The organism is Actinoplanes utahensis, assembly GCF_016862455.1.
In the GTDB taxonomy this organism is placed as follows: domain Bacteria; phylum Actinomycetota; class Actinomycetes; order Mycobacteriales; family Micromonosporaceae; genus Actinoplanes; species Actinoplanes utahensis.
The window spans coordinates 66,233-90,568 of record NZ_BOMZ01000015.1; the positions used below are offsets into that span (position 1 = coordinate 66,233).

Genomic DNA, 24,336 nt, shown 5'->3' on the forward strand with positions numbered 1-24,336 from the left:
ACGAACTCCACACGCGGCCGAGGCTTACAGCAGCACCAGGTCGTCGCGGTGGACGACCTCTCGTTCATATCCCGGCCCGAGCTCCGCGGCCAACTCGGGTGTGGACCGCCCGAGCAGCGCCGGCAACTCGACCGCGTCGTAGTTGACCAGGCCGCGCGCGACGGGCGTACCGGATCCGGCATCGACCAGATCCACCGGATCGCCGGCGGCGAAGGAACCGTCGACCGCGGTGATGCCGGCCGGCAGCAGTGACTTGCGCCGGGCCACGACCGCCGCGACCGCGCCCTCGTCGAGGTGCAGCCGCCCGCGCGGCGAGGTGGCGTGCGCCAGCCAGAACAGCCGGGCCGCCGGCCGGGTGGGGGAGGCCTCGAAGAGGGTGCCGACGTCCTCGCCGGCGAGGGCCGCACCGGCCAGCGGGGCGGCGGTGAGCACGACGGGGATGCCGAAGCCGGTGGCGATCCGGGCGGCCTCGACCTTGGTGACCATGCCGCCGGTGCCGACCCCGGACCGGCCCGCGGTGCCCACCTGCACACCGAGCAGGTCGCTGTCGTCGCGGACCAGCGGAATCTTGCGGGACGCCGGGTCGGCCGGGTTGCCGGTGTAGAGCGCGTCCACATCGGAGAGCAGCACCAGCAGATCGGCGTCGGCGAGCGCGGCGACCAGCGCGGCGAGCCGGTCGTTGTCGCCGAACCGGATCTCCTCGGTGGCGACCGTGTCGTTCTCGTTGACGATCGGCAGCGCACCCAGATCGAGCAGTTTGCGCAGCGTGCGATAGGCGTTGCGGTAGTGCGCCCGCCGGGTCACGTCGTCGACGGTGAGCAGCACCTGCCCGACCGTCAGCCCGTGGCGTGCGAATCCGGCCGCGTACCGCCCGATCAGCAGACCCTGACCCACACTCGCGGCGGCCTGCTGAGTGGCCAGGTCCCGCGGTCGGCGGCGCAACTGGAGCGGAGCCAGCCCGGCGGCGATCGCGCCGCTGGAGACCAGAACCACCTCACGCCCGCCGGCTGCCAGCTTGCCCAGCACGTCCACCAGGGCGTCGACCCGCTGCTCGTCGATGCCGCCCGCCGCGGTGGTCAGCGAGGACGAACCCACCTTGACCACGATCCGGCGCGCACCGGTAACCACTTCCCGCACCCGGCCCATTGTGCTCGGCTGGCCGCTGTCGATCGTTGTCAGATCCCATATCGTGGCGGGTGATGACACCGCAGGAGTACGTGGAAGAGGTCCTGGCCCTGGTGGAGAGCATCCCTGAGGGCCGGGTCATGTCGTACGGCTCGATCGCCGACGCCCTGGCCGAGCGCTCCGGCCGGAACTCGCCGCGCCAGGTCGGGCGGATCATGTCGTTGCACGGCGGTGGTGTCCCGTGGCACCGGGTGTGCAGCGGCGGCGGCCGGCTCCCGCCCGGTCACGAGGCCCGCGCGAAGGCGTTGCTGCTGGCCGAGGGCGTCCCGATGCGCGGCGACCGGGTGCTGATGGCCTCCGCCGGCTGGACGCCCTGAGCCCGCTCAGGGTTTCTCCTCCAGGCCGGCGGTCCGGGCCAGTGTGCGCAGCTGATATTCGAAGAAGCCCCGACGGTCCTCCTCGATCGACTTGTTGAGCTGCCCGAACAGTTCCGCGCTGATCGCGCCACCCATCTGGATGAACGCGGTGATCGCGTCGGCCACCACCCGGACCGGCAGGTCGGGAAGGACCGAAGCGGCGATCGGTTCGAGTTCTTCGGCGAAGAGCCCGGCGAGCGGTTCGCGCGGAGCCAGGACCCCCGCGGTGTACGCCTCCGTCAGGATCGCCCCGAGCAGCAGCAACACCCGCGTGGCCGGGATGACGGTGTCCTGGGGCGCCTGGTACCCGGGCACCGGGCTGCCGTAGATCAGCGCCCACTCGTGCGGGTTCGCCAGCGCCCAGTCCCGTGCCGCGTGCCCGGCCGCCAGCCACTTGTCCAGCGGTGCCGCCTTCTCGGCCGCGGCTCGCTCGGCGGCTTCGCCGATCGCGTTGTACGCGTCGATGATCAGTGCCGTGAGCAGGTCGTCCCGGCTGGCGTAGTACCGGTAGACGGCGGACGAGACCATCCCGAGGTCCCGGGCGACGGCTCGCAGCGACAGGTTCGCCCCGTCGGTCGCCAGGTGCTGCCGTGCCACCGTCTTGATCTCTTCGGTCATCTCGGCCCGCACCCTGGCCCGCAGGTTCGCCGCGCCTTTCGTCCGGGTGGGGGGCGTTTCGTTCGCACTCATGTGGCCAGTGTGCCATAACGAGAGCACTGCTCTTGCATCTGCGGCACTGTCTGTGTAATCGTTGTTCTCAGCAGAGAGCAGTGCTCACAAAAGCGAGCAGGGAGAACGTCATGCATGTCGTCATCGGTTCCGGCCCCATCGGCTCCACCGTCGCCCGCCTGCTCGCCGAGCGTGGCGAGCGCGTCCGCATCGTCACGCGCAGCGGCAGCGGCCCGGAGCATCCGCTGATCGAGCGGGCCGCCGCCGACGCGTCCGACGCCCGCCGCCTCACCGAGCTGTCCACCGGCGCCGAGGTCGTCTACAACTGCGCGAACCCGAAGTACACCGAGTGGGCCGAGAAGTGGTTCCCGATGAACAACGCGATGATCGCCGCGGCGAAGGCGTCCGGCGCGGTCTACGCCATCACCGGCAATCTGTACGGTTACGGCCCCCAGCCCGGCGGCCTGATGACCGAGCACAGCCCGCTCGCCGCGACCGGCCGTAAAGGCCGCATCCGCATCCGGATGTGGCAGGACGCCCTGGACAGCGGCGTCCGCACGGTCGAGGCCCGCGGCTCCGACTACCTGGGCGCCGGCGCGGTCGGCGTCTTCTCCGCGGTCCTGCTCCCGGCGATGAAGGCCGGCCGCACCGCCTGGGTCCCCGGCGCCCCGGACGCCCCGCACACCTTCACCTACACCGGCGACATGGCCCGCGCCCTGGTCGAGCTGGCCCGCGACGAGCGCGCCTGGGGCAAGGCCTGGCACGTCCCGTCCGCCCCGGCGATCTCCATCCGCGAGCTGGCCGACCGCTACGCTGCCCTGACCGGCCAGCCCCGCCTGACGATCCGCAAACTGCCCCGCTTCGTCATGCGCACTGCCGGCCTGGCCGTCCCGATGGCCCGCGAGATGGCCGAGATGGACTACCAGTTCTACGCGCCGTTCCTTCTGGACGCCGCCCTGACCGAGCGCACTTTCGGCCTCACCGCCACCAGCCTCGACATCCCGCTCCGCGAAACCGCCACCGACGCCGCCTCCATCGCCGCCCGCACGATGTGAGTCAGCTCGCACGATGTGGCCAGCTCGCACAATGTGAGCCAGCTCGCACAATGTGAGCCAGCTCGCGCGGGGTGGGCCGCCCGCGCGGGAAGCCGCTCGCGCGGAATGAGATGTCCGCGCGGGGTGAGCGGCCCGTCCTGTCAGAGCAGGAGGCCGACCCCGCCACGGCGGGGGTCGCCGGCCGCGCCGGCGCGGCCCACGGCGGTGACGCCGCCGAAGTAGTGGTCGATGTCCGGCCACTCGACGATCTGCCAGCCGGCCGCCGCCAGCTCCGCGAGTTCGCCCGGCGGGCAGCCGGCCTCGGCGTGCACGGTGTCCCCGACCACGTGGAACCGGGGCCGCGCGATCGCCTCGGGCACGCTCAGCCCGTCGACCAGCACGCCGAGCAGCGTGTCCACCAGGGCGGTCCGGATCCGCGAGGCTCCCGCCGACCCGGCCGCCACGGCGAGGCCGCCGTCGGGCGCGGTCACCACGAGCGGGCACATGTACGACGACATCCGCCGCCCCGGCGCCAGTTCGTCGGTGAGCAGTTCGCCCTCGCCGAGCATCGAGTTCAGGTTGACGCCGAGGCCGGGCAGCCACACCCCGGCGCCCAGCCCGAGCGTCGTGGTGATCACGCAGGCGTTGCCCTCGGCGTCCACCACCGAGACGTTCGTGGTGTCGCCGAGCCGCTGCTGACCCCGGTTGATCAGCGCCGTCGCGACGGCGGGCGCCCGCGACGGCCGGGACAGATCGGACGGCAGCGCGGCGATCGTGTCGATGGTCCGGTTCAGATCGTGCCTGGCGTGGACCTGGTGCCCGGCGAACGTCGCGTGGGCCACCCCGACCGACTCGACCCGGTACGAGGCGAGGTCGGCCGGCCCGATCGTCCCGCCGGCTGCCCGTACCGTCTCGACGAGCAGTTTCCCGTACTCCCCGGTGTAGAAGATCTCCGGACCGTCCACCGCCAGAGCGTCCATCGCGGTCGCCAGCCCCGGCAGGAACAGCAGTTCGTCGCCCTGCAGCAACCGCCCGCCCGGCTGGTAGAGGGCGGCCCCGTCGCCGTACGCCAGCGCCGGCGCGCACGATTCCAGGGTCCGGGCGTGCGCGTCCGGCAGCAGCACCCCGGTCCGGGCCAGGCCCGCGGCCGGCGCCACCACGTCCGGCCACGGCAGCTTGCCCCACCGCCGGTGCACCTCGCCGAGCCCGGCGGGGACGCCCGGCACGGCCACGCTGGCCCCGCCGATCGAGTAGATCTGTGGCAGCCCGCCGAAGAACACGTCCACGGCCACCATCGGTGACGGTTTGCGATCGTCGTCCAGCCCGGGCACCGCGACGAAGAAGTCCAGGCAGGTGACCTCCTGCGTGGCGGCCTCGAAGAAGGTGGCGAAACCGCCGCCGCCGAGCCCGGTGTAGACGGTCTCCGACACACAGCAGGCCAGTACGGCGGCCACTGCCGCGTCGGCGGCTGTACCTCCGGACTGCAGAACGCGCAACCCGGTGCGAGCGGTCGCCGGGTGACTGGCGGCGACGCCGGCAGCAACGCTTTTCATAGCGGCGAGCGTAGGCGGAGCAGCCCGATCATGGTTACGATGCGCGTCGATGACGGCCGCCGGTCCCCCTCCCGTGGTAACCCCGTCGAGTGTTCTGCCTCGCGGCGTTTTGGCTGGTTATGCCCTCGGGTCCCTGGTCACCGGCGCGTTCGGCACGGTGCCCGGTTTGCTTCTTCTGCCTTATCTGACCGACACGCTCGGTGTAGCCGCTGGCGTGTCCGGACTCCTCGTGCTCCTCCCGAAAGCGTGGGACGTACTGGTCAACCCGGTGGCCGGCCGGATCTCCGACCGCACCGGTTCGCGCCGCCCGTTCCTGCTGGTGGCGGGCCTGCTGCTGGGCGTGCTGTTCGCCGCGATCTTCGCCGCGCCGTTCGCCGGCGGGGCCGCCTCCGGCGCGTACGTCGCCGTCGCCTTCCTCGCCGCCGCCACCGCGTTCGCCTTCTTCCAGGTGCCCTACGTCGCGATGCCGGCCGAGCTCACCGACGGCTACGCCGAGCGGACCCGCCTGATGACCTGGCGCGTCGCGGTCCTGGCCCTGGCCATCCTGGTGTCCGGCGCGCTCGCCCCGCTGGTGGTGGAGACCACCGGCGGCGGCCGTGAGGGTCACCGGTGGTCGGGGTTGTTCGTCGGCTCACTGATCATCGTGGGCACGATCGCCACCTTCCTCGGTACGCGGAAAGCACAGTCCCGTACCGCCGGCGAATCCGAGCCGACCCTCCGTGCGCAACTGCGCGTGGCCGGCGGCAACGCCCCGTTCCGCGCCCTGCTGATCTGCTGGGTCGTCCAGGCCGCCGGCATCGGCACCATGCTGGCCGGCGTCCAGTACTTCGCCGATCACGTGCTGGGGCAGAAGTCCGGCGCCACCTTCCTGTTCGCCGCGTTCGTCGGCCCGGCCCTGCTGGTCATGCCACTGTGGACCGCGGTCGGCAGGCGACACGGCAAGCTCCGCTCCCTCGTCGCCGCCTCGGTTCTCTTCGTCGTGGGCGCGCTGGCCCTGCTCACCGCCCGGGCGCTGTCGCCGGTGGCGGTCTACCTGATCGTCGCCGTGGTCGGCGCCGGTTACGCCGGCCAGCAGGTCTTCGCGCTGGCGATGCTGCCGGACTGCATCGCGTACGACACCGAGCGCACCGGCCGCCGCCAGGCCGGTGTCTTCACCGGCCTGTGGACCGCCGGCGAGACGCTCGGACTGGCCCTCGGCCCCGGCATCTACGCGGTGCTGCTGCAGATCTTCGGGTACGCCTCGTCGTCCAGCGGCGAGTCGGCGGCGCAGAGCGGCACGGCCCGCCTCGGGGTGCTGCTCGGCTTCACGCTGGTGCCGGCGATCCTCGTCGGAACGGCGATGGTGGCGCTGCGCGGTTACCGGGACACCCGGCAGACCGCGTCTTGACGACGGCGGTCAATATCGCCGGGTGAGTCCTCAGCTCTCCCGCCTCCGGGCGATCACCGCGCTGGCGGCCGGCGCCGTCCTCCTCGCCTCCTGCGTCCGGACGGCCCCCGGCGGCGGCCCGAGTGCGGGTCCGGAGCCGCACCGGGGACTCGGTGACGTGCCGGCGGCGGATCTCGGGTTCGTCCAGCATCCCGATGCCGTCCAGTGGGCTTCCGCGAGCGACTGGATCCCGCCCGGCGACGGCGTGCGCGCGCTGCTTCCGGTCGGCGACTGCGCCCTGGGCCTGGGCACCTACCAGAACGGCCACCGGGCGGTCACCGCGAATTGGACCGGACCGGCCACCTGTGACCGTCTCGATCTGGATCCGGCGCCGGACGGGAGCACCCGGGCCGGCGACGGGCCGCCCGATGTCTCGAGCGGCTGGCCCGGCGGTGGCATCGGGGCGGACGCGGCAGTGCTCGAGCGCGACGGGTCGATCCTGGCCGCCGACAGTTCCGGCCTGATCCGGTACCGGCCCGGAGGACAGGTCGAGCGGCTGGCCCGGGACGACTTCGCCGAGCCCGGCTTCGAGGGGCAGGGCACCCGCAGCTCGATCCGGCAGCTGGCGGTCACCGGTCGTGGCACGGTGGTGCTCGACGCCGGACGGAGCAACCCGGGCAGTACCGCGCCGGTGCTGCTGATCTCCCGCGACGGCGGCCGGACGCTGAGCCCGGTGAACCTGCCCGGACCGGCTGCCGGGATGGAGGCGCAGCCGGTGATCGGGGTGCTCGCCGCGGCCGGCGAGACGATCGTCGCCATCGGGTCCGGCCCGCGCCGGGCGGCCACCTGGCGTTCCACCGACAGCGGTCGGACCTGGCAGGTGTCCGCGGTCGAGGATCTGCCCCAGCATCTGCTCCTGACCCGGCTGGTCCGGGCCGGCGACCGGTGGCTGGCCTTCGGCGGCGTCGACCACGAGTCCGGCGCACAGGACGACACCGTCGTGCTGACCAGCACCGACGGCCTGCGCTGGGATCGGGGTGTCACCACCGGCATGGGGGTGGGCCGGATCCGGGACGTGACGGTGACGCCCGGCGGCACGATCGTCGCCGTCGCTTCGATCGACGACGCCACCCGGCCCGCCGTCGACCAGCGTCCCGAGTACTGCGGTGTGGTCTGGGTCGGTGACGGCGGCAAACCGTGGAGACGGGGCGAACTCGGGTGCGGCGACTCGCCACCCCAGGCAGTGACCACCCTGCGTGACGGGCGGGTGCTGATCGCCGGGAACCGGGATCTCTGGCTGCGTCCCGCCGCCGTGGGGGCCGCGGCCGGCGGTTGACGCCGGCTATGTTTCGCCGATGCGCGGGCCGCGGCCGGCGACTAGCGTCACGGGCATGATCGATGCGCTGCCGGAGAAGGGCGTCCCCGCCGAGCAGATCCTTGCTGAGCTGCACCGGTTGCGGGGCGCTGACCTGCCGACGCACGGGGGTCGCCTCTTCGCGTACGTCTATGATCCCGCCCTGGACGGCCTGGACGATCTGGCCCAGGCCGCCCACGCCACGTCGGCGCACGTCAACGGCCTCGACCCGACCGCGTTCCCGTCCCTGCTGGCGATGGAGAACGCCCTGGTCGCCGCCGCGGCCAAACTGCTCGGCGGGGATGAGCGGACGGTCGGCAGTGTTACCAGCGGCGGCACCGAGTCCCTGATCCTGGCCGTCAAGGCGGCCCGCGACGCCCACCCGTCGATCCGCGCGCCTCGGCTGCTCATCCCGTCGACCGCGCATGCCGCGTTCGCGAAGGCGGCGCATTACCTGCGGGTGGAGCTCGACGTCGTACCGGTGAAAGGGTGGAGAGCCGACCCGCAAGCGATGGCCGCGGCAGTCACCCCGGAAACCGTCCTGATCGCGGCCTCCGCCCCGAGTTACGCCCACGGCGTCGTCGACCCGATCCCGGAGATCGCCGCGATCGCCGCCGCCCACGACATCCGTTTTCACGTCGACGCCTGCTTCGGCGGGTGGATCCTGCCGTACCTGCGCCGCCTGGACGCTGCCCGGCCCGCTTTCGACCTCTCCGTGCCGGGCGTCACCAGCATCTCGGTCGACCTGCACAAATACGCGTACGCGCCGAAGGGTGTGTCGATCCTGCTGCACGCCTCCGAGGAGTTGCGCCGACCGCAGTACTTCGCCTACGCCGACTGGCCCGGCTACACCATGATCAATCCGGTGATCTCGTCGACCCGCTCGGGCGGCCCGATCGCCGCCGCCGTCGCCACCCTCCGCAGCATCGGCGACACCGGCTACCTGGACCTGGCCCGCAAGACCCGCGACGCGGTCACGGTCCTGGCCTCCGCGGTCTCCCGGACCGACGGGGTACGCCTCTTCGCCCCGGCCGAGACCAGCGTCGTCTGCCTGGCCTCCGACGGCGTCGACCTCTTCGTCCTGGCCGACGAGCTCGCCGCCCGCGGCTGGCACACCCAGCCCCAGATGGCCTACGCCGACTTCCCGCCGACCCTCCACCTGACGGTCACCGCCGCGGTCCACGACACCGCCGCCTCGTTCGGCCCCGACCTGGCCGACGCGGTGGCCGCCGCCACCGCCCGCGGCCCGATCGAGCTTCCCCCGCTCCCGCCGCTGACCCCCGAGACGGTCACCCCCGACCTGATCGCCTCCCTCGCCGACGGCGTGGGCCTCACCGGCGGCGACTTCACCGAGATGGCCACCGTCAACACCATCCTCAACGCCGCCCCACCGGCCCTCCGCGAAGCCTTGCTGACCGGCTTCCTCAGCTTCCTCCAGCGCCCGGCCGAGCCGCCACGGCAGGGGAACGGCGAAACGCGATGACGCGATGACGGCGTCGTAGGATCGATTCCATGTTGTATCCGGCTCCGGTCCTGTCCGCAGCCGACGGTCAGGTTCTGGCCGAGATCGACGAGATGCGCCACAGTCTGCGTCATCGACTCCAGGCCGGCCCCGCCAAGTGGGTCATGGGGCTCCGTGACTTCCTCACCGCTGACGCGGTGGCCGCCTCGAACACCATCGAGGGCTTCCGCGTCTCGACCGTCGATGTCCAGGATCTGATGGCGGGTGAGAGGGACGTCGACGTCTCCGACGAGAATCGGGAGGAGACCCTTGCCTACCTGCGCATGATGACCTATGTGCAGTCCTTGCACGACGTCCCTGACTTCGCATACAGTAAAGGTCTCCTGAACTCACTGCACTGGATGTTGCAGGGCCATCGCCACACTCGGGACAAGGTCGCCGGCCAGTGGCGGCGTGGTTCCGTCTACGTCACCGACGGCGGCAACCGGAGGTCCGTCGCCTATACGGCGCCGGATGCGGCCGAGGTTCCCCGACTGATGGCTGAATTGGTGGAATGGCTCAATGCCGACTGCAGCGATCACCCACTGGTTCGCGCAGCCATGGCACATCTGCAGTTGGTGTCGATCCACCCGTGGCCTGACGGCAACGGCCGGATGTCTCGATCGCTGCAGACCCTCGTGATCTCTCGAGAGGGCGTACTCGCTCCGGAGTTCTCGTCGATCGAGGCATGGCTCGGCCGGTCGCAGAACACTTGGAGCTACTACCTGGAACTCAAGCGCCGAGGTGCCACCTATCGCCCGGATCAGGATGTCTCGAGTTGGATCCGGTTCAATCTCACTGCCTATCACCAGCAGGCGCAGGCTGTGCAAGGTGAAGCGAGTCGATCCGCTGCGGTGTGGGACCTTCTCCTGTCCTTCGCCGGTTCTGCAGGCCTGGATGAGCGAATGGTTTCAGCGTTGCATGATGTCGCGGTGCACGATCGTGTCCGACGGGCTCGGTATGAGCAGGCCGAAGGATTGACGCTGCAGCAGGCGCAGCGGGATCTGCGGGATCTGGTGGCGGCGGGGCTGCTGGAGCCGGTCGGGCGGACGCGGGCGCGCTACTACACCGAGGGGCCGCGGTTCCCGGAGCGGGTGCTGGAGGTGGCGCGGACGCCGATGACGCTGAGCCGGCCGTACCCGGATGCGTTAGGTTGACCGGATGGCCGGTCTGCCAGGAGTGCTCGGGGAACCCATCCGGTTCGTGCTGAACTGGGGGCGCCGCTATTCCCTGTGGGTGTTCAATTTCGGGCTGGCGTGCTGCGCGATCGAGTTCATCGCGTCCAGCATGGCCCGGCACGACTTCATGCGGCTCGGGGTGATCCCGTTCGCGCATGGTCCGCGGCAGGCGGATCTGATGGTGGTCTCGGGTACGGTCACCGACAAGATGGCTCCGGCGATCAAGCGGCTGTACGACCAGATGCCCGAGCCGAAGTATGTGATCTCGTTCGGGTCGTGTTCCAACTGCGGCGGGCCGTACTGGGATTCGTATTCGGTCACCAAGGGTGTCGACCAGATCGTCCCGGTGGATGTCTACGTGCCCGGTTGCCCGCCGCGGCCGGAGGCGTTGCTGCACGGCATCCTGCGCCTGCAGGAGAAGATCGCCGCTGAGCAGTCCGGTCTCGGCGGCGTGCACCGCCCCGACCCGCTGGCCCTGACGGCCCCTCTGGTGAGACCGCCGGCGCAGCCGGAGTGAACGGTGGCACGCGGATCTGACAGCCTGCCTCATTTATCCACGGATATGAATGGATGAGGCGGAAGTCCGTCACTGCGTTGCACCCGCTCCATCCCGCTTGAAGGCTGGATGCCGTTCGTGCGAAACGGCAACTCCAGCCAACCGGGGGTTTCACATGCCACGTTTCCGCAGGTTCTTCGGCGTGGTCGTCGCGACCGCGCTCACCTTGACCGTTCCATCGGTGCTGGCGCCGGCCCCGGCTCGGGCCGACGCCGCCCGCCCCAACTCCGTCGTCGCCTGGCACGCCCACGCCCAGGCCACCATCTACGACACCGCGCGGCAGTCGCCGAACGCGGCCGCCCGCAGTTTCGCGATGGTGCAGGGAGCCGTCTACGACGCGGTCAACGCGATCTCCGGCACCCCGTACGAGCCGTACCTGATCGCGCCACGCGCCCACCGTGGCGATTCGGTGCCCGCCGCGGTGGCGGCTGCCGCCCACCACGTACTGCTGTCGCTGTTCCCGGCGCAGGCCGATGCGCTCCGGGCCCGGTACGCCGAAGAGCTTGCCGAGATCCCTGATGGTCGTGCGAAGCGCGGCGGCATCGCCGTCGGTGAGGCGACCGCCGCCGCCATGATCGCGGAGCGCGCCGGTGACGGCGCGTTCGACACGAGCGTGACGTGGCCGGTCGGGACGGCGCCGGGCGAGTACCGGCTGACGCCGCCGGGCTTCGTGCAGACCGGCGCCTGGTACGCGTTCCTGAAGCCGTTCGTCGTCCGCGACCCGAGCCGTTACCGTGTCGCCGGCCCGCCCTCGCTGACCAGCGCCGAGTACGCGCGCCAGCTGAACGAGGTGAAGGCTCTCGGGTCGGCGACGAGCACGGTCCGCACGCCGGGGCAGACGGAGGCGGCGATCTGGTGGGACGACTACGACATGGTGGAGTGGGATTTCCGGCGAGTGCTCGCCACGAGCCGGCGGCTCAGCGACCTGCAGACGGCCCGCCTGTTCGCGCAGACCGACATGGCGACCGTGGACGCGCTGATCTCGTGTTATCAGCAGAAGCGCCGCTGGAGCCTGTGGCGGCCGGTGACCGCGATTCCGCTGGCCGACACCGACGGCAACCCGGCGACGGTCGCGGATCCGTCGTGGCAGCCGTTGCGGGTGACGGCCCCGTCGGCGGAGTGGCCGTCCGGGCACACCTGTTACACGTCGGCGACGATGGTGAGTTTCCGGACGTTCTTCGGGCGTGACGACGTGCCGTTCCACGCCTACAGCCCGGCTTCCGGCACGACCCGCTACTTCACGAGCTTCGCGGCGGCGCAGGCCGAGGTGCAGCTGGCCCGGATCTGGGCGGGTGTGCACTACCGGGAGGCGGCCGTTCTGGGTGACCGGCTCGGCACGGCGGTCACGAAGGAGGTGCTCCGCGGGTTCGCCCGGCCGGTCAGGCGTTGAGGATCTCCCGGGCGCCCTGGCGGAGCAGGGACGCCGCCACCGACGTGCCGAGGACGACGGGATCGGACGCCCACTCGTGGGCGTCCAGGACCGTCTTGCCGTCCAGGCTGATGACCCGGGCGCGCAGGCTGATCCGCCCGTCCGGCTCGCTGCGCGCGTAACCGCCGATCGGCGAGCTGCAACTGCCCTGGAGGATGTGCAGCATGGTGCGCTCCGCCTCGGTCTCCAGCGCGGTCGTCCGGTCCCCGAGCGCGGCGGCGATCTCCAGCAGCGGCTCGTCGTCCTGCCGGCACTGCAGCACGAGCGTGCCGGAGCCGACCGCGGGCACGAAGGTGTCCACCTCGATCGGATGGGTGATCCGTTCCGGCAGGCCGATGCGGTGCAGGCCGGCGACGGCGAGGAGCAGCACGTCGTACTCGCCGGCGTCGAGTTTGGCCAGGCGGGAGTTGGCATTCCCGCGGATCGGGAGGGCGGTCAGGTGCGGGTGGTGCAGGGCGAGCTGGGCGATGCGGCGTACGGCCGACGTGCCCACCCTCGTCCCCGGCGGAAGGTCCTCGATCCGCCGCCCGGCCGGGTCCACCAGGGCGTCGCGCACGTCGTCGCGGGCCAGGTAGGCGGCGAACACCGTCCCGGCCGGCGCGGGCCGGTCCCCGGGCACGTCCTTGACGCAGTGCACGGCCAGGTCGGCCCGCCCGTCGAGCAGCGCCTGGTCGACCTCTTTGGTGAACGCGCCCTTGCCGCCGAGCTCGGACAGCGCGCCCTGCCAGCGGTCGCCGCTGGTGGACAGCGCCACCACCTCGACGGTGACGTCCGGCCGCCGCTCGGCGAGCATCCGGCGGACCCGTTCGACCTGGGCCAGAGCCATGGGGGAGGAGCGGGTGCCGATACGCACCAAGCGGGAAGCGGACATAGCGGAAAGGGTAACCGCTGGCAGGCTCCGGCTGAGTACCGTGACCGGCATGAGGGCCGACTTCATCATCGACGTACTGACCCGTGAGTTCGGCGAGCTGATGGCGCTCGACCCGGCCGCGTTCCGCCGCAAGTTCCGGAAGATGGCGGCGTCCCCGTTCGCTTTCTATCGGGGCAGCGCCGCGCTGTTCTACGCCGACCTCAGTGGCGACTACCGTGACGACAGTTTCCTGGATGCCCGGACCAGCCGGGTCTGGATCCACGGTGACCTGCACGCGGAGAACTTCGGCACCTACATGAACTCGTCGGGCCACCTGGTCTTCAACGTCAACGACTTCGACGAGGCGTACGTGGGCCCGTACAGCTGGGATCTGAAGAGGTTCTCGGCGAGTGTCGCGCTGATCGGCTATTCGAAGGCGCTCTCCGACGAGAGCATCACCGCGCTGGTGACGACGTTCGCGCAGGCGTACCTGACCGAGTTGCGGGCGATCGCGCACGGCGGCGACGACGCGATCGGCTCGATCACCCTGAAGAACGCGACGGGCGTGCTGCGGCGGGTGCTTCAGGAGGCGCGGCTCAACACCCGGGTCGGCCTGCTCGCCCAGCAGACCACGATCGACGACTACGAGCGGCGGTTCTCGCTCGGCGACGGTGTCTACGAGGTGGACGAGGCTGTCGACGCCAAGGTCCGGGAGGCGTTCGGCCGTTACCTGTCCACGCTGCCGAACGACGGCGCCCGGCCGGTGTCGCTGCACATCAAGGACATCAAGCTGCGCAAGGGCGTCGGGATCGGGTCGGCCGGGCTGCCGTCGTACAACCTGCTGCTCGAGGGGCACACCGAGGCCCTGGAGAACGACGTGATCATCTATATGAAGCAGGCGCAGGTCCCGGCCGTCGCCCGCTGGATCGACGACGACCGGGTCCGCGGCTACTTCACGCATCAGGGGCACCGGACGGCCGAGTCGCAGCTGGCCCTGCAGGCGCACGCCGACCCGTGGCTGGGCTACACCGAGCTGGACGGGGTGGGGCAGCTGGTCGCCGAGGTGTCGCCGTACGCCGCGGACCTGGACTGGTCGGACGTCAACGAGCCGGAGGAGCTGTCCGGGGTGATCGCCGACCTGGGCCGCGCGGTGGCCAGGATGCACTCGGTCGCCGACGACGAGTCCAGTCACGACCTGGTCGACTTCTCCACCGAGGAGGCGATCGTCGCGGTCGTCGACAAAGACGAGGCCGGTTTCGTCCGGCACCTGGTGGAGTTCGCGCACCGGTACGGTGACCAGGCCCGCGAGGACCACCAGGACTTCGTCGACGTGTTCCGCAACGACCGCCTGCCCGGCCTGTGACAGTGGCTACCGCTTCTCCAGCTGGATCATGAAGTCGGCGCCCGCCCGCGAGTCGGTGGTCGGCTGGTAGGCGACGTGCAGGACGAGTTTCCCGCTGCCCCGGGCCGGTTCCCAGTCGTACCGTTTCGCCGGCCACCGACAGGTCGCCGTGGTCGTGTCGACGAGCTTCCCGCCGGCCTGCCGGAGCTCGATGGTGAGCGTGCCGATGCCGGTGCAGGCGGTCATCACCCGGAACCGTGTGCCGAACCGGGACGGCACCTCCTCCTCGTGGCTCCGGTTCTCGTCGATGGGGGAGCCGAACCCGTACCCCGTGTTGCTCTGCTCCTCGGTGAGTCGCAGGGCGCTGATCGCGTACGAGTCGTCCCCCGACCCGTCGAGCGGTTTGCCGGTCTCGACGGTGACCCGGAAGGCGAAGACGGCCCGGCCTTCGGCGTCGGCCGCGTCCTCGATCCGGTATTCGACGGTGGTGAAACCCTGCCCGAGCACATACCGTTCGGTCGCCGGCTCCGGCCGGTCCGTGCACGGCAGCTTCAGCCGGGTCACCTCGACGGGTTCCTTCTCGAGGCTCTCGCCACCCGGGATGCCGTCGACGATCAGCGTCATCGTGCCGGTTCCGGCGCAGGCGGCCCGCAGCGTCAGCTCACCGAGGTGACTGGCGCTGGTGGCCTTCCATGTGGACTTCACCGCGGCCTGCTGCGCGACGGCGACGGCGGCCGGGGCGGTGACCGGCCCGAGCGCGGCCTTCGCGGCGCCGGGCAGATCGACCGGGGTGGCGGCGGGCGGTGTGGGCGGAGGTGATGACGGCGCGATCCAGGTGACCACGCCCCCCAGGACGGCGAACACGGCGGCGGTGGCGAGCACCACGGCCCGGCGGCGACGGCGGCGGCGTACGGTCGACCGGGCCGCCTCCGCACCCGGCGGGCGCACCTCCCGGATCGCGTCCGGGCGCGCCCGAACGAAGATCTCTTCCAGCTGGTCAGACATTGGCCACCCCCGAGGCCTCGGCGCCGAGCAGCCCGGCGAGTGTTCCACGGGCCCGGTGCAGCCACGACTTGACCGTCCCCGGAGCCACCCCTTCCCGTTCCGCGATCTCGGCGATCGTCAGGTCGCCCAGGTAGTGCAGCACCATCGCGCGGCGCTGCGTCGCCGGCAGTTCGGCGAGGGCGGCCACCAGCGCCACCCATTCACCGGTCGGCCCGGCCAGTTGCGGCTCGTCGGTCCGCTGCCGGCGCAGGAAGTTGAGCGCGGTACGGGCCCGCCGCCACCGGCTCACGGCCAGGTTCCAGGCGGTCCGGCGGATCCAGGCGGCCGGGCTGTCGTACCGGGAGACCGTGGACCAGCGTGCCAGCGCCCGGCAGAACGCCTCCTGCACGACGTCCTGGGCCTCCTGCCGGTCGCCGAAGTATGCGTACAGCTGCACGGTGAGGCCCGCATAGTGCGCGGCGTAGACCTCATCGAACGACGGTGGGTCGTGGTGCACGGCGGCCGGCGTCTCCGATCGGTGTCTGGCGATGACTGTCACGGCGACTACACGTTCCGGTCCGGCGTGCGGTTGCGGTTCGACCCCGGCCGGCTGTCAGTGCTGTCTCGGCCCGGCCGAGACAGCACTGACAGCCGGCCGGATCTCCAAACCCTAGGATGTGACGCATGACGCCCGAAGAGGTCGGTGAACGCCTGGTCCACCTGCTGGCGACCGACGACCCGGAGAAGGGCACCATCACCGCCGGCGTGTCCGGCGGCGGCCCCGGCCACGCCCGTGCCGTCGTCGACGTGCCGGCCGCCCGCTGGTGGTTCGCGGCCGAGGCGGCCCGCGACGCCGGTGCTCTGGGCTGTGACTTCTTCGACTGGCTGTCCGCCGTGGACGAGCTGGACGGCGGTTTCTCGGTGCTCGCCCACCTGTGGTCGACCCGACGCCGGCACGGTGTGCTGCTCCGGGCCCGGGTCCCGCGGGAGAGTCCCGAGATCGAGTCCCTGGTGGACCTCTATCCGGGCGCCGACTGGCACGAGCGGGAGACGTTCGAGATGTTCGGCATCGTCTTCGCCCGGCATCCGGGCCTGCGCCCGCTGCTGCTGCCGCCGGAGTTCGAGGGCCATCCGCTGCGCAAGGAGTTCGTGCTGGCCGCCCGGGTGGCGAAGCCGTGGCCGGGCGCCAAGGAGCCGGGGGAGTCGGAGGGCGGCGCCGCCAAGCGTGCCCCGGTGCGCCCACCCGGCGTCCCCGACCCGAACGAGTGGGGCCCGATGAAGGGGAAGGTGCCCCCGCCGGAGACACCGGCCCGTCCGGCGCGCGGTGAGCGGCCGGTGCGCCCGGCCGGTGAGCGCCCGGCTCGGCCCGTGCGCCCGCCGAGGACCGAGGGGGAGAGCTGATGCCGCTCTGGTTGGACCTCCTGATCCGGGTCGCCGCGGTGATGGCCGGTTTCCTGGTGCTGCCGCTGGTCATCGGCCAGGCCGAGCACAAGGTGATGGCGCACATGCAGGGCCGGGTCGGCCCGATGTACGCGGGCGCCTTCCACGGCTGGGCGCAGCTCGTCGCCGACGGGGTGAAATTCGTCCAGAAGGAGGACATCACCCCGCGCGACGCCGACCGGGCCGTCTTCCAGCTGGCCCCGATCGTCGCCCTCTTCCCGTACCTCGTGGTCATCCTGACCATCCCGCTCGGCCCCGGCCTGGTCGCGCAGAGCCTGGACATCGGGCTGTTCCTGGTTCTGGCGGTCCTCGGCATCGGCGTGGTCGCGGTTCTGATGTCCGCCTGGTCGTCGGCCAACAAGTACAGCCTGCTCGGTGGCGTCCGCGGCGCCGCCCAGCTGCTCGGTTACGAGCTCCCGCTGGTCCTGGCCGCGGCGAGCGTCGCGATGGCGGCCGGCACGCTGAGCCTGCCCGGCATCGTCGAGGCGTGGCAGCCGTGGTGGCTGATCTGGCAGGCCCCGGCCGCGCTGGTGTTCTTCATCGCCGGCCTGGCCGAGATCCGCCGCCCGCCGTTCGACATGCCGATCGCCGACTCCGAGCTGGTCTTCGGCTACATGACCGAATACACCGGCCTGCGCTTCGCGTTCTTCCTGCTCGCCGAGTACGTCGGCATCGTGGTGATCGCCGCCCTGACCACCGTCCTGTTCCTCGGCGGCTGGCACGGCCCGTTCGAGGAGACGTTCGGCTGGCTGTGGACGCTGCTGAAGATCGGCGCGCTGTCCTTCGTGATCATCTGGCTGCGGGTCACCTACCCCCGCCTGCGCGAGGACCAGCTCCAGCGTCTCTGCTGGCTGGTCCTGGTTCCCGTCTCGCTGGCCCAGCTCGTCCTCACCGTCGCGGTGAAGTCACTCCTCTGAAAGGCCGGGGCAAGGTCGCGCCGACCGGGCCGAACGGGCAGGATGTTCCCTTGTGAGTGAGAACGGTGAGCGCAACGTGCCCGGCAAGGGCCTGCTCGACGGGCTCGCCGTAACGCTGAAGACCTTGACGCGGCGGTCCACCACCCAGCAGTACCCGGACGTGCAACCCGATCTGCCCCCGCGGTCCCGGGGCGTGATCGCGCTGTCCGAGGAGAACTGCACGGTCTGCATGCTCTGCGCCCGTGAGTGCCCCGACTGGTGCATCTACATCGACTCGCACAAGGAGGAGGTCGTCGTTCCCGGCGCCGCGCGCGCCCGCCAGCGCAACGTGCTGGACAAGTTCGACATCGACTTCTCCCTCTGCATGTACTGCGGCATCTGCATCGAGGTCTGCCCGTTCGACGCGCTGCACTGGACGCCGGAGTTCGAGTACGCCGAGACCGACGTCCTCTCGCTGCTGCACGACAAGGACCGGCTGGGCGAGTGGATGCGCACGGTTCCGCCGCCTCCGGTGCACGACGTGCTCGGCGAGCCCTCCAAGGAGGAGGCGACGGCGGCGCGCAAGGCAGCCGGTCCGGGTGCGGCCACTGCCGCCAAGACCGCAAGACCGGGTGGCGTACGTACGAGGCCGCCCGCCACCGCGCCGCCCGCCGTCCCGCCGCCCCCGGCAGCCGAGCCCGCCCCGGAGACGGACAAGTGACCGTCGCCGACGTGCTCCTGCTGGCGCTCGGCGCTGTCGCGGTCGGCTCCGGCGCCCTCGTCGTCACCAGCTCCCACCTGGTCCGCTCCGGCCTCTACCTGGTCGTCAGCCTGGGCGCGATCGCCGGCCTCTACCTGGTCCTCGGCGCCGAACTGGTCGCCTGGGTGCAGATCCTGGTCTACGTCGGCGCGGTCGTCGTCCTGCTGCTGTTCGCGGTGATGCTGACCCGCGCCCCGATCGGCCCGTCACCCGACCTGGACCGGCCCGCCCTCCCGGCCGCCCTGATCGGCGGCGGCATCGGCATCGGCCTGGCCGTCCTGTTCGCCGACGCGTTCCGCTGGGTGCGTCACCCGTACCCGGAGCCGGCGACCGCCGAGCGGGTCGGCGAGCAGATCTTCGGCGCCTGGGTGCTGCCGTTCGAGGTCATCTCGATCCTGCTGCTGTCGGCCCTGGTCGGCGCGATCGTCCTGTCCCGCCCCGACATCGGCGCCCGCGCGGCCACGGAAGGGGACTGATGCACGTCGTCATCCCGTACGTCGTCGCCGCTCTGCTCTTCGGCCTCGGTGTCTACGGCGTCCTGCGCCGGCGCAACGCGGTCCTGGTGCTGATGGCCGTCGAGTTGATGCTGAACGCCGTCAACCTGATCCTGGTCACCGCCGACGTCTCCCTGCGTTCCGCGCTGACCGGCGTCGCCGTCGAGTCGTGGGCCCGCCCCGCGGCTGCGGCGCCCGGCACCGGCGGGGTCCTGGCCCTGTTCGTGATCGTCCTGGCCGCCGCCGAGGTCGGCGTCGGGCTGGCGATCATCCTGCAGTACTACCGGATGCGGAAGGCCGTCGTGGTCGACGACGTGCGGCTGGACCGCGACGAGGACACCGACGAGGAACGGGTGGCCGGGTGAGTGCCGACGTCCCCGGGCTCCTGCTCCCGGCCGTACCGCTGCTCGCGGGTCTGATCGGTCTTCTCCTGCCCCCGGGCGACGGTGACGGCGCCCGCCGGCGCCTCGCCGCCGGAATCGGTGTCGCCGGCGCCGGAGTCGCGCTGGTCCTCGCCGTCCTGGCCGGTATCGCCCCGATGACCGGCGCAGACGCCGTGGGGAACGGCATCGATCTGGCCACCTTCGGTTCGCTGACTGTCGGGCTCACCCCGTTCGTCGACGCCGCGGCCGCCTACGTCGCCGTCGCCGTCGCCCTGGTGGCCCTGTTCGTGCAGATCTACTCGATCGCCTACCTGCACGACGACCCCCGCTACGCGCCGTACGCCGCCCAGGTCAGCCTCTTCACCGGCGCCATGCTGCTGGTCGTCACCAGCGGCGACCTGATCGTCATGCTGATCGGCTGGGAGGTGATGGGCGCCTGCTCCTACCTGCTGATCGGCCACGACCGCCGGCTTCCCGAAGCGCCCGCCGCCGCGGTCAAGGCGTTCCTGGTGACCCGGGTCGGTGACGTCGGCTTCCTGCTCGGTCTCGCCGTGCTGATCGCCGGTGCGGACAGCACGAGACTCGCGACCGTCCTCACCCACGATTACTCGACGACGGCGCTGACCGCCGCCCTGCTGCTGATCCTGGCCGGGGTGGCCGGCAAGAGCGCGCAGTTCCCGCTGCACACCTGGCTGCCCGACGCGATGGCCGGCCCGACCCCGATCTCCGCGCTGATCCACGCCGCCACCATGGTCGCGGCCGGCGTCTACGTGGTGTTCCGGCTCTACCCGCTCTACCAGCAGTCCCCGGCCGCGCTCGCGACGCTGGCCGTGATGGCCGCGATCACCATCCTGATCGGCGCCCTGTCCGCGACCGCGCAGGACGACCTGAAACGCGTTCTGGCCTGGTCGACCGTGTCGCAGATCGGCTACATGACCGGGGCCCTGGCCGTCGGCTCGCCCGCCGCCGCCCTGTTCCACCTGCTCACCCACGCCGCCTTCAAGGCCCTGCTGTTCCTCGCGGCGGGCGCGGTGATCCACGCGGTCGGCACCAACCTGCTGTCCCGGATGGGCGGCCTGCGCACGCACATGCCGGTCACCTTCTGGTCGTTCGTGATCGGTCTCGGCGCGCTGGCCGGCCTGCCGCCGCTCTCCGGCTTCTGGTCCAAGGAGAACGTGCTGACCGCCGCCGCGCACGCCACCGAAGGCGGCGAGACGGCCCCGGCCTGGGCCGCCTGGCTGGTCTGGCTGGCCGCGCTGCTCTCGGTCGGGATCACCGCCTGGTACGCGACCCGCCTGCTGCTGCGTGCCTTCTTCGGCGCCTCCCGCGCCGACGGCCCTCCCTTGACCGACGGTCCTCCCTCGGCCGGTGGTCTCGACGACGCCCGGCTCCACAGTCCGTCCTGGCAGGTGGGTTTCGACGACGCCGGCTACCACCGCCCCGCCGAACCGCACGACCCACCGGCGCTGATGCGCTGGCCGTTGATCCTGCTCGCGATCCCGGCCGCCCTTCTCGGCCTCGCCGCCTTCGCCCCGGGTTTCCGGACCGCCCTCGAACTCGAGAACCCGCACCTCGGTGTGGCCGTCGCCCTGCCGATGCTGCTGCTCGCCACCGGCGCCGGAACCGCGTTCTGGCTCTGGTGGGCCGTCCCCGGCGCCGACCCGGCGACCGCGCTGGGCCGCGCCCGGCCGTTCCTGGCCGCCGGCTTCCGCCTCGACGACGTCCAGCACCGATTCGTCGTCCGCCCCGTCCAGGCCCTCGCCCGGTACGTCACCGCCGCCGACACCCACATCGTCGACGCGGCCGTCATGGGAACCGGCGCCGGAACCAGCCGGGCCGGCGACGCGCTCAAGGAGGCGCACCGACTTCCGCTGCCGGCCGCCGCCGTGGCCGTCTGCGCCGCCGCGCTGCTGCTCGGCGCCATCGCGTGGTGGGGAGCCGTCGCATGATTCACGGGGAACAGGCGCTGCTCCTGGCGCTGCTCGCGGTGCCGGCCCTGGGCGCCGCCCTGGTCGCGCTGATCCCGGCGACCCGGGACCGGCAGGCCCGGATCGTCGCCACCGTCTTCGCCGCCATGACGTTCCTGCTGTCCCTGGCCCCGCTCGCCTATCAGGGGGACATGCCGCGCAGATGGGACCAGTACACCAGTGGGCTGGAACCGTGGATCGACCTCGACCTGCCATGGGTGCCGGCCCTCGGGCTGGAGTTCCACCTCGGCGTCGACGGGGTGTCCGCGCCGCTGATCGCGCTCACCGGGCTGCTCACGCTGCTCTGCTGCGCGTACACGATCAGAAAGGTCCCCTCCGGCGGCGCCGGGCGCACCCTGGCCGCGCTGCTGCTGGTCCTGGAGGTCGGCGTCCTCGGCACCTTCCTGGCCCTGGACCTGGTCCTCTTCTTCCTGTTCTTCGAGGTCGTGCTGCTGCCGATGTACGCGGTGATCGCCGGCTGGGGCGGCCCGAGGCGCCGGGCGGCGGCCCGCAAGTTCGTCCTCTACACCCTGGCCGGCTCGGTCCTGCTGCTGCTCGGCGTCCTGATCGTGGTGGCGAGAGCGGGCACCGGCGACCTCGTCGACCTGACCGGCAGCGTGCAGCTCACCGCCACCACCCAGCAGGCCGTGTTCGCCCTGCTCGCCGTCGCGTTCGCGGTGAAGGCCCCCCTCTGGCCGCTGCACACCTGGCTGCCCGACGCGCACACCGAGGCCCCGACCGTCGGCTCGGTGATCCTGGCCGGAGTGCTGCTGAAAATGGGCACCTACGGCCTGATCCGGGTCGGTGTCGGCGTCGCCCCGCTCGGCGCCGCCTGGGCCGCGCCCGCCCTGGGCATCCTGGCCGTGATCGCGATCGTCGCCGGCGCCCTGATCTGCCTGCGCCAGACCGAACTGAAACGCCTGATCGCCTACTCCAGCGTCGGCCACATGGGTTTCGTGCTGCTCGGCATCGCCACCCTGTCGATCACCGGAATCCAGGCCGCCCTGGTCGGCAACATCGCCCACGGCCTCATCACCGGCCTGCTGTTCTTCCTGGCCGGCACGATCAAAGACCACACCGGCACCGGCTCGTTGAACCAGCTCAGCGGCCTCCGGGAGACCGCCCCCCGTCTGGCCGGCCTGTTCGGCTTCGCCGCCGTCGCCTCGCTGGGCCTGCCCGGCCTGGCCGGTTTCTGGGGCGAAGCCTTCGCGGTGGTCGCCGCCGTCCAGCGCGGTGGGCCCCTATGGATCACCCTGGCGTCGATCGCCGCGGTCGGCGGAGCCCTCACCGCTGCCTACTTCCTGCGTCTGCTGCGCCTGCTCACCCACGGCCCCGCCACCCCCGAGACGCACGCGATGCCACCGGCGCTCTCCCGTACCGAATGGCTGGCCTGGACCCCTCTGGTTCTGCTGACCATCGCCGTCGGCATCGTCCCGGCCCTGGTCCTGCAGGGCACTTTCGAGTCCCTCACCACCCTGCTGGGAGCCCGCCGGTGAGAAGCCAGGCCGTCGACCACATCGCGCTGCTGCCGCTGTACGCCGCGGCCGCCACCGCCGTCCTCGCCCTGCTGGCCGACCTGTTCGTGGCCAAGCGCGCGGTGACCGCCGCCGCAACCCTGCTGGGGGCGCTGGCCACCGCGGTCTGCGCCCTCGCGGTCGGCCCGTGGGACCCCACCTTCTGTACGACCGGTGGCTGCTCCTGGGTCCCCACCTGGCCGGCCGCCGTGACCGCCGCCCTCTTCGCCGCCCTGACCGCGGCCGTCCTCGCCCTCTCCCTGCCGGCCCTACGGCTCGGGACGGCCCCCGCCGGTGAGTTCTGCTTCCTGCTGGCCTGCTCGATGACGGGCGGAGTGACGATCGCCTACGCCGGCGACCTCCTCACCCTGATCGTCGGCCTGGAAACCCTCACCCTCCCGCTCTACATCCTGGTCGGCCTCCGCCGCTCCGCCCCGGACGACTCCGCAGCCGACGGCCGGGCCGCGACCCGAGCCGCCTCCGCCTCCGTCACGTTCTTCCTGATCAGCGTCATCTCGACGGCGATCGCCCTGCTCGGTATCGCCCTCAACTACGCCGCGACCGGGACCGTCCACCTGAACCTGCTCGGCCCCGCCCCGACCCCGTTCGCCGCGCTCGCCGGCGTCGGCGCCGCCCTGCTGGTGATCGGCCTCGCCTTCAAGGTCGCCGCGGTCCCGCTGCACGCCTGGGCCCCCGCCACCTACGACGACTCGCCGCTGCCGATCGCCGCCTTCCTCTCCACCGCCTCCAAGCTCGGCGGTGTCCTGGCCCTGGCCGCCATCGTGTCCCGGCTGGACACCGGCGCGGTCATGTCCGCCTTGGCCGTCCTGACGATGACCGTCGGCAACCTGGTCGCGCTCCGGCAGACCCGGATGGTCCGCCTCCTGGCCTGGTCCTCGATCGCCCAGGCCGGTTACATCCTGGCCGCCCTGACGATGGGCGCCCCCGGCGTCCCCGCCGCCCTCGCCTACGCCACGTTCTTCGTGATCCTCGAACTCATCGCCTTCGGCGTGGTGACCGCCCTGCGCCCACCCGGCGCCGACGGCGGAACCCTCGACGACCACCGCGGCGCCGCCCGCCGCCACCCCTGGCTGGGTGCGGCAATGGTGCTCGCCCTCGCCGGCCTCGCCGGGCTGCCACCCGGCCTGGCCGGCCTCTTCGCCAAGGTTTCGGTGGTAGGCGCGCTGGTCACCGAAGGCTGGACCTGGCTGGCCGTCGTCGTCGTGATCAACGCCGTGATCGCGCTCGCCTACTACATCCGCGTCGCCGCCCTCCTCTACACCCTTCCCGCCCAGCCCGGCATCGCGGTCGCCGACCCGATCCTGGTCTACGACGCCACCCATCCCCGGGTCACGGTCACCCGCCCGGTCATCGTGACCCTCCTGATCGCCGCGACGGTTGCCGTCGTTGTCGGCTTCGCTCCCCAGTTGGTCTTCAGCGCGCTGATGTAGACGCCGATCGGCATGCCGTAACTTGCCGTGGGTTGCCGCGAATCAATCATTTGACCAGTTCCACGCGCCGCGTG

23 protein-coding genes are annotated in these 24,336 nt (G+C 71.7%); 17 read left to right on the top strand and 6 right to left on the bottom strand.

Features of this window, described 5'->3' with window-relative positions:
• Positions 1-24: 24 nt before the first annotated feature.
• Positions 25-1,137, bottom strand: a complete 1,113-nt coding sequence (gene proB, locus Aut01nite_RS03870; protein ID WP_173476735.1) for a glutamate 5-kinase — start codon at positions 1,135-1,137, stop codon at positions 25-27.
• Between the two features lie 62 nt (positions 1,138-1,199).
• On the opposite strand from proB, the gene Aut01nite_RS03875 reads away from it, so the two are divergent.
• On the top strand, positions 1,200-1,502 hold the full coding sequence (locus Aut01nite_RS03875) for an MGMT family protein (RefSeq protein ID WP_043531186.1): 303 nt from the start codon (positions 1,200-1,202) through the stop codon (positions 1,500-1,502).
• A 6-nt stretch (positions 1,503-1,508) separates the two neighbouring features.
• Here the strand turns inward: Aut01nite_RS03875 and Aut01nite_RS03880 are convergent, their stop codons facing one another.
• Positions 1,509-2,231 (bottom strand): TetR/AcrR family transcriptional regulator, encoded by a 723-nt coding sequence (locus tag Aut01nite_RS03880; RefSeq protein WP_083999810.1) that lies wholly within the window; start codon positions 2,229-2,231, stop codon positions 1,509-1,511.
• A gap of 110 nt (positions 2,232-2,341) precedes the next feature.
• Here Aut01nite_RS03880 and Aut01nite_RS03885 point away from each other — a divergent pair, with 110 nt between their 5' ends.
• On the top strand, positions 2,342-3,265 hold the full coding sequence (locus Aut01nite_RS03885; RefSeq protein WP_043531185.1) for an NAD-dependent epimerase/dehydratase family protein: 924 nt from the start codon (positions 2,342-2,344) through the stop codon (positions 3,263-3,265).
• A 140-nt stretch (positions 3,266-3,405) separates the two neighbouring features.
• Here Aut01nite_RS03885 and Aut01nite_RS03890 read toward each other — a convergent pair whose 3' ends face one another.
• Positions 3,406-4,797: a gamma-glutamyltransferase gene (locus tag Aut01nite_RS03890; protein WP_043531183.1), complete on the bottom strand. Its 1,392-nt coding sequence runs from the start codon at positions 4,795-4,797 to the stop codon at positions 3,406-3,408.
• On the opposite strand from Aut01nite_RS03890, the gene Aut01nite_RS03895 reads away from it, so the two are divergent.
• The 6 genes from Aut01nite_RS03895 to Aut01nite_RS03920 all read left to right on the top strand — a co-directional run bounded on the left by Aut01nite_RS03895 (position 4,766) and on the right by Aut01nite_RS03920 (position 12,142).
• Entirely contained in the window at positions 4,766-6,184 is a 1,419-nt protein-coding gene (locus Aut01nite_RS03895; RefSeq protein ID WP_373871444.1) for an MFS transporter, read from the top strand. The two genes, Aut01nite_RS03890 and Aut01nite_RS03895, sit on opposite strands and share 32 nt — an antisense overlap.
• A 22-nt stretch (positions 6,185-6,206) precedes the next feature.
• A complete protein-coding gene (locus Aut01nite_RS03900; RefSeq protein WP_043531179.1) occupies positions 6,207-7,499 on the top strand; it encodes a beta propeller repeat protein in 1,293 nt (430 codons plus the stop codon).
• A gap of 55 nt (positions 7,500-7,554) precedes the next feature.
• The gene (locus Aut01nite_RS03905) at positions 7,555-9,000 is read left to right on the top strand and encodes a pyridoxal phosphate-dependent decarboxylase family protein (protein WP_043531176.1); all 1,446 of its coding nucleotides are present in this window, start codon (positions 7,555-7,557) and stop codon (positions 8,998-9,000) included.
• A 29-nt stretch (positions 9,001-9,029) separates the two neighbouring features.
• Complete coding sequence (locus Aut01nite_RS03910; RefSeq protein WP_043531174.1) at positions 9,030-10,175, top strand: Fic family protein; 1,146 nt, start codon at positions 9,030-9,032, stop codon at positions 10,173-10,175.
• A 4-nt stretch (positions 10,176-10,179) separates the two neighbouring features.
• On the top strand, positions 10,180-10,713 hold the full coding sequence (locus tag Aut01nite_RS03915) for an NADH-quinone oxidoreductase subunit B (RefSeq protein WP_043531172.1): 534 nt from the start codon (positions 10,180-10,182) through the stop codon (positions 10,711-10,713).
• A gap of 154 nt (positions 10,714-10,867) precedes the next feature.
• Complete coding sequence (locus tag Aut01nite_RS03920; RefSeq protein ID WP_043531170.1) at positions 10,868-12,142, top strand: vanadium-dependent haloperoxidase; 1,275 nt, start codon at positions 10,868-10,870, stop codon at positions 12,140-12,142.
• On the opposite strand, the gene hemC is transcribed toward Aut01nite_RS03920, so the two are convergent.
• The gene (hemC, locus tag Aut01nite_RS03925; protein WP_083999808.1) at positions 12,132-13,052 is read right to left on the bottom strand and encodes a hydroxymethylbilane synthase; all 921 of its coding nucleotides are present in this window, start codon (positions 13,050-13,052) and stop codon (positions 12,132-12,134) included. The two genes, Aut01nite_RS03920 and hemC, sit on opposite strands and share 11 nt — an antisense overlap.
• Positions 13,053-13,101: 49 nt before the next feature.
• On the opposite strand from hemC, the gene Aut01nite_RS03930 reads away from it, so the two are divergent.
• Entirely contained in the window at positions 13,102-14,394 is a 1,293-nt protein-coding gene (locus tag Aut01nite_RS03930) for a DUF2252 domain-containing protein (protein WP_083999820.1), read from the top strand.
• 6 nt (positions 14,395-14,400) lie between these two features.
• Here the strand turns inward: Aut01nite_RS03930 and Aut01nite_RS03935 are convergent, their stop codons facing one another.
• Together Aut01nite_RS03935 and Aut01nite_RS03940 are read right to left on the bottom strand one after the other, a co-directional pair.
• A complete protein-coding gene (locus Aut01nite_RS03935; RefSeq protein ID WP_043531166.1) occupies positions 14,401-15,378 on the bottom strand; it encodes a hypothetical protein in 978 nt (325 codons plus the stop codon).
• On the bottom strand, positions 15,371-15,907 hold the full coding sequence (locus tag Aut01nite_RS03940; protein ID WP_236643083.1) for an RNA polymerase sigma factor: 537 nt from the start codon (positions 15,905-15,907) through the stop codon (positions 15,371-15,373). The genes Aut01nite_RS03935 and Aut01nite_RS03940 overlap by 8 nt, the downstream gene beginning before the upstream one ends.
• 134 nt (positions 15,908-16,041) lie before the next feature.
• Here Aut01nite_RS03940 and Aut01nite_RS03945 point away from each other — a divergent pair, with 134 nt between their 5' ends.
• The 8 genes from Aut01nite_RS03945 to Aut01nite_RS03980 are packed head-to-tail and all read left to right on the top strand — an operon-like array spanning position 16,042 to position 24,262.
• A complete protein-coding gene (locus Aut01nite_RS03945; RefSeq protein WP_083999804.1) occupies positions 16,042-16,758 on the top strand; it encodes an NADH-quinone oxidoreductase subunit C in 717 nt (238 codons plus the stop codon).
• A complete protein-coding gene (gene nuoH / locus Aut01nite_RS03950) occupies positions 16,758-17,714 on the top strand; it encodes an NADH-quinone oxidoreductase subunit NuoH (RefSeq protein ID WP_043531162.1) in 957 nt (318 codons plus the stop codon). The genes Aut01nite_RS03945 and nuoH overlap by 1 nt, the downstream gene beginning before the upstream one ends.
• Positions 17,715-17,766: 52 nt before the next feature.
• Positions 17,767-18,414: a NuoI/complex I 23 kDa subunit family protein gene (locus Aut01nite_RS03955; protein ID WP_043531160.1), complete on the top strand. Its 648-nt coding sequence runs from the start codon at positions 17,767-17,769 to the stop codon at positions 18,412-18,414.
• Positions 18,411-18,929 carry an NADH-quinone oxidoreductase subunit J family protein gene (locus tag Aut01nite_RS03960; protein WP_204037435.1) on the top strand — a complete coding sequence of 173 codons (519 nt, stop codon included), beginning with the start codon at positions 18,411-18,413 and terminating at the stop codon, positions 18,927-18,929. Before Aut01nite_RS03955 ends, Aut01nite_RS03960 begins: the two co-directional genes overlap by 4 nt.
• Positions 18,929-19,312: an NADH-quinone oxidoreductase subunit NuoK gene (gene nuoK, locus Aut01nite_RS03965; protein ID WP_043531157.1), complete on the top strand. Its 384-nt coding sequence runs from the start codon at positions 18,929-18,931 to the stop codon at positions 19,310-19,312. Before Aut01nite_RS03960 ends, nuoK begins: the two co-directional genes overlap by 1 nt.
• On the top strand, positions 19,309-21,279 hold the full coding sequence (locus Aut01nite_RS03970; protein WP_043531155.1) for an NADH-quinone oxidoreductase subunit 5 family protein: 1,971 nt from the start codon (positions 19,309-19,311) through the stop codon (positions 21,277-21,279). Before nuoK ends, Aut01nite_RS03970 begins: the two co-directional genes overlap by 4 nt.
• The gene (locus Aut01nite_RS03975) at positions 21,276-22,793 is read left to right on the top strand and encodes a complex I subunit 4 family protein (protein ID WP_043531153.1); all 1,518 of its coding nucleotides are present in this window, start codon (positions 21,276-21,278) and stop codon (positions 22,791-22,793) included. Before Aut01nite_RS03970 ends, Aut01nite_RS03975 begins: the two co-directional genes overlap by 4 nt.
• Positions 22,790-24,262 (top strand): NADH-quinone oxidoreductase subunit N, encoded by a 1,473-nt coding sequence (locus tag Aut01nite_RS03980; RefSeq protein ID WP_043531151.1) that lies wholly within the window; start codon positions 22,790-22,792, stop codon positions 24,260-24,262. Before Aut01nite_RS03975 ends, Aut01nite_RS03980 begins: the two co-directional genes overlap by 4 nt.
• Positions 24,263-24,336 lie beyond the last annotated feature (74 nt).